At 59.4% G+C, this 4557-nt stretch carries 5 protein-coding genes and 1 tRNA gene; 2 read left to right on the top strand and 4 right to left on the bottom strand.

Translation table 11 applies throughout. From position 1 onward, the window contains the following. A partial coding sequence (locus tag KJ624_06270; GenBank protein ID MBU2009420.1) for a hypothetical protein occupies positions 1-301 on the top strand: 301 nt, incomplete at its 5' end. A 40-nt stretch (positions 302-341) separates the two neighbouring features. Further along, positions 342-1046, top strand: coding sequence for a response regulator transcription factor (locus KJ624_06265; GenBank protein MBU2009419.1), 705 nt, complete (start codon positions 342-344; stop codon positions 1044-1046). 392 nt (positions 1047-1438) lie between these two features. On the opposite strand, the gene KJ624_06260 is transcribed toward KJ624_06265, so the two are convergent. The 4 genes from KJ624_06260 to KJ624_06245 form a co-directional block, all read right to left on the bottom strand. Continuing rightward, complete coding sequence (locus tag KJ624_06260; protein MBU2009418.1) at positions 1439-2287, bottom strand: tyrosine-type recombinase/integrase; 849 nt, start codon at positions 2285-2287, stop codon at positions 1439-1441. Positions 2288-2320: 33 nt separating this feature from the next. Continuing rightward, positions 2321-2396, bottom strand: a tRNA-Arg gene (locus KJ624_06255). Between the two features lie 44 nt (positions 2397-2440). Then, positions 2441-3445 (bottom strand): UDP-glucose 4-epimerase GalE, encoded by a 1005-nt coding sequence (gene galE, locus KJ624_06250; GenBank protein ID MBU2009417.1) that lies wholly within the window; start codon positions 3443-3445, stop codon positions 2441-2443. Positions 3446-3491: 46 nt separating this feature from the next. Next, complete coding sequence (locus tag KJ624_06245; GenBank protein MBU2009416.1) at positions 3492-4475, bottom strand: site-specific integrase; 984 nt, start codon at positions 4473-4475, stop codon at positions 3492-3494. Between the last annotated feature and the right edge of the window lie 82 nt (positions 4476-4557).

The raw sequence follows: 4557 nt of genomic DNA, 5'->3' as shown, positions 1-4557 counted from the left end.
GGCCCAGCTCACCAGCTTCCAGCGCCGCCTGCGGAAGCAAAGCGAGGTAAGGCTCATCCAGACCGTAGGCTCCTGGAATCAGGGGCTGGCCATAAGCGTCTTTATCAAGCAACCACTCCCACTCATGGAAACCATCCAGGGGATGCCCGAGGTTGAAAGCGTCCAGGGCAGCAACGGGGCCGAAAAGGAGGCAGGCAAGGAACTCAGGAAGCAACTCAACATCAGCCTGCGCCGCCGCCCCAGGCAGAAGGCGGAGGGCTCCGGCGTCGGAGTCCACGGTGTCCAGGATGACCTCAGGTAGGGGGGACCAAAAAGAGAGAGAAGAAACAGAAAGGAGCAAGATGCTGGAAATCGGGTCGGGAGGCCAGATCCTGGTGATAGAAGATGACACGGAAAGCCGGACACTCCTCGAGGACGTGTTGGGCGCAGCAGGCTATGAGCCTTTGCCAGCCTCCAACACCCTCGAAGGGCTACGGCGTCTCTACAATTCCCGTCCGGTCTTAGTTCTTCTGGATATCATGCTGCCCGGTCTAGATGGGTGGGAGGCCTGCCGCCGCATCCGCGAGGCATCTGAGATTCCAATTATCATCGTCAGTGGCAGGAACAGCAGCACCGACATCCTGCGGGGCTTTGAGCTGGGGGCGGATGACTATGTTAGCAAGCCATTTGAGCACAAGGAGCTTCTGTCCAGGGTGAGGGCTGTTCTTCGACGCAGCAAGAATGGCCAGGGGAAGGAGGCGTCGGTTATCAGATGCGACGGGCTGGAAGCTGATCTTAGGAAACACCACGTGTCGGTCAAAGGCAGGAGGGTGACGCTTTCTCCTACAGAGTTCAAGTTGCTCATATATCTCATGCGCAAACAGAATACGGTGGTAACTAACAGGGAGCTGCTGTTCCATGTCTGGGGGCCTGCCTATGTCAATGAAATGGACTACATCAAGCTGTATGTTCGCTATTTGCGCAAGAAAATCGAGCAGGACCCCGACAACCCCAAATATCTGGTCAACGAAAGAGGTGTGGGTTACCGGCTAGCCATAGAATCCTAGGAACCCGCGATGGCAAGACTGTTCTCGTTCCGAACACTGTCGGCGGACTTCTCTGGGGCACAGATTCTGAGAAGGCCACGCATGTAGACTTAGGAATACAGTCCATGAGCGCCCAACGCACCTAATGCTGCTGACAAAGGTAGAGTGGTCAACCGCTGGTGGGCCTGGTCTCGCCGCCGAGAATGACGCGGATACCGTTGGGCGATCTTCCTGCATAGCACAACTGGCCGACAAACGGCAGGACACATTGTCTATCTGGCACCTTGACTTCTGGCCGGAATTGGCCTAGCAGCGCGGAAATCTGCGCCCCCATTCATCAAGAGAGTGGTCAGCTCCTGTTGACATAATGCAGGACGTGCAAAGGGGCACGTTTTGGCTTCAAAATCCCTCGCTTAGTGCACCCTCAGGCGGTCCCCGGGACTGCACTTCTTGTGGGCGTCTATGGCCCTCTCGGCAGCGTTTCCCCGGGCATAGCGACTGACCATGGCGAAGCTTTCCCAGCCGCGCAGTTCCTTCAGGTCCCCCTCCTGCCCCCCGCCGCTAAGATAGCTCATGGCAAAGCCCCGTCTGAAGGCATGGGCTCCCCGGAAGGGGACTCCGGCGGCTTGAAAACGTCTTTTCAGCATCATTCGCAAGCCGTTGGTGGTGAAGGGCTTGAGGCCGCTGGCCAGCCACAAGATGTCGCTCGTTACCCCCCGCTTGCGCAGATAGCGGTCGATGGCCTCGGCGGTGCGAGCCCCGATGCTTATTCGCCGTTGCTTGCCGGCTTTGCCCGTCACCATGATGGTCTTGTGCTTCCAGTCAATATCCTGGGTCCTCATCCCGCAGACTTCCGCCGCCCGGGGACCCGAATCATAGAGCGTCAGGACTATGGCGGTGTCCCTGAGCTGGTAGACCTGGATTCCCCGCTGCCCCTCCCGCCCGATGGCCTTCAGCACCTTCTCCACATCCTCGGGGCGATACCAGGGCTGAATCTCGTCTGGGATGTGGGGCGGGTCCACCCTGTCCAGAGGGTTTTCCGCTATCTCCCCCTCACGGACAGCCCAGTTGTAGAAGCGGTTCAGTGCCCGATACCGCACGCTCACCGAGCCAGGCTTGTTGCCCTTCTTGTAGAGGCTCTGGAACCAGTAGCGGAGATGGTCCGGCTCCATCTCCACGAGGGGGGGCAACCCCAGCCCGGGAATGATGCGGCTGATGAGGCTGCCTGACCTAGTGCTGTCTTGCTCTATGGACTGCTTCACGGTGCCTTGGCCGCCAGCGGGGGGAGGATTTTGTGGCGTCCCTGGGGAGACTCGAACTCCCGACCGACTGCTTAGAAGGCAGTTGCTCTGTCCGCTGAGCTACAGGGACCTCAGTTGCCCTCTTTGCCAGTCTAACCTGGGGTAGTTTTATTGTCAACGTTCCTTGCTATAGCCATAGGGGTGTTTCCGGTGCCACTCCCAGGCGCTGGCCATAATGTCTTTCAGGGCAGGGTATCGGGGCTGCCAGCCCAGCTCGGAGCGGATGAGTTCCGGGCTGGCCACCAGCCTGGCCGGGTCGCCGGGGCGGCGGGGCTGGAGCAAGACCGGGACCTCGGCGCCGGTAACCTCCCTGGCCGCCTTCACCACCTGGAGGACACTGTAGCCCTCGCCGTTGCCCAGGTTGTAGATGCGGGCCCTCACCCCTTCCAGGGCCCTCAGGGCCAGGATGTGAGCGCGGGCGATGTCCACCACATGGATGTAGTCCCGAACACAACTGCCGTCCTCAGTATCATAGTCAGTGCCATAGAGACAGAGGTGCTCTTCCTGTTTCAGCGCCACCTTCATTACGCTGGGGATGAGGTGGGTCTCAGGGTGGTGGTCCTCCCCGGAGCGGCGGCTGGCCCCGGCGGCGTTGAAGTAGCGCAGGGAAATGAACTTCAGCCCGTAGGCCCGGTTATACCATTGGAGGGCCTTTTCAAACATCAGCTTGGACTCGCCGTAGGGATTGGTGGGACGCTCCGGGTCCTGCTCCCGGATGGGGAGGGAGACCGGCTCCCCATACACCGCCGCCGAGGAGGAGAAGACCATCTTCTTCACCCCGTGGGCCAGCATGGCGTCCAGCAGGTTTATGCTGTTGACCACATTGTTCTTGAAGTATCGGGCAGGCTGGGCCACCGACTCGCTGACCACGCTGGAGGCCGCCAGATGCATCACCGCGTCTGGGGCGCGGGTGCGAAACACCCTTTCAAGGCTTTCTCTCTCTGCCAGGTCTCCCTCTATGAAAGTTGCCCCAAGCGCTACCGCCTGCGGGTGGCCCTGCTCCAGGTTGTCCAGGGCGATAACCCTGTAGCCGTTATCTATGAGCTCTTCACAGAGCACACTGCCGATATATCCGGCAGCGCCGGTGACCAGGACAGTGCTGCTCTGGCTTTCAGTCAAGGCGTTCACCTCTTGGGGCCATTATGGAAGCTATCTGGCCCTACTGTCAATGAGGTGTGGTGGCTCTTTCGGTAGATTCAAGCCCTGCCCCTAGCAGATATAACCCCTCCTGTCCCTCGGATGGTTTTGCTAACGGATTGCTAACCAACCCCTCAAACCGCCTGGCCGCCGCCTCCTGGAGCCCAGGGACCACATGGGAATAGGTGTCCAGTGTGATGCCTATGGTGGCATGGCCCAGCCGTTCCTGGACGACCTTGGGGTGGATTCCCTGGGCCAGCATGAGGCTGGCGTGTGTGTGGCGTAGGTCATGGAAGCGCATTCCCCGGAGGCCCATCTTCCTGGCAAGCCATCTGAAGGCTTCCGTCACCCTCGTTGGCCTCTCCGGGCTCCCATCGGGGCGGGCGAATACTAAGTCATCATCCGTCAATGGCAAGCCAAGCATCTTCCTGTCGGCCTCCGCTTTCTCTTTATGTCCTCTGAGAGTCAGGACTGATGTGGGGGTTAATGCTATCTGCCGCCTACCCTTGGCTGTCTTGGGCTCTGAGAAATGAAGCTTCCCGCCTGCCAACCCCAGGACCACCTGGGAAACGGAAAGTGAGGCCATGTCCAGATCGATATCCTTCCATCGCAAGCCCAAGAGTTCTGAACGGCGCATCCCTGTATGGAGGGCCAGCAGAAGGATGATATAATATCGGCTCCTCCTGGCAGTCTCCAGAAAGAGGGGCACCTCGCATGGGGAGAGGATTCTAGCCTCATGCCTGCCTGGGCGGGGGGCGCTCACCGCCGAGGCCGCATTGTGTACTACCAACTCGGCCTTCACCGCATCCTCAAGGGCCTTGTGCAGGACCCGGTGAACCAGGGATATAGAGTTTGGGCTGAGGCCCTTCTCCCCCTCAGCCCGGGCCTTGCCCAGGGATAGATAGAGGCTTTTCAGGTGTGCAGGGCGAAGCTCCCCCAGAGGCAAAGACCCTAGTACTATAATGTTCACTGCTATTTCTGGTATTTCCTTCTCCTTTCCGTTTCCCTTCATGCTGTTGCCGGGCTCCTGACTTTTGGAATTCCCTTTTATACAGACCTTTCCTTTTTCCAGACCGCCACCTGGCTCGGAGGTC

The sequence above is a fragment of the Chloroflexota bacterium genome, assembly GCA_018825785.1.
In the GTDB taxonomy this organism is placed as follows: domain Bacteria; phylum Chloroflexota; class Dehalococcoidia; order JACVQG01; family JAHKAY01; genus JAHKAY01.
This window is presented reverse-complemented; position numbering and strand designations above follow the sequence as displayed.

Coding starts and splice junctions, on each gene's coding strand:
- KJ624_06265 (MBU2009419.1), top strand. CDS start 342: ATGCTGGAAATCGGGTCGGGAGGCCAGATCCTGGTGATAGAAGATGAC.
- KJ624_06245 (MBU2009416.1), bottom strand. CDS start 4,475: ATGAAGGGAAACGGAAAGGAGAAGGAAATACCAGAAATAGCAGTGAAC.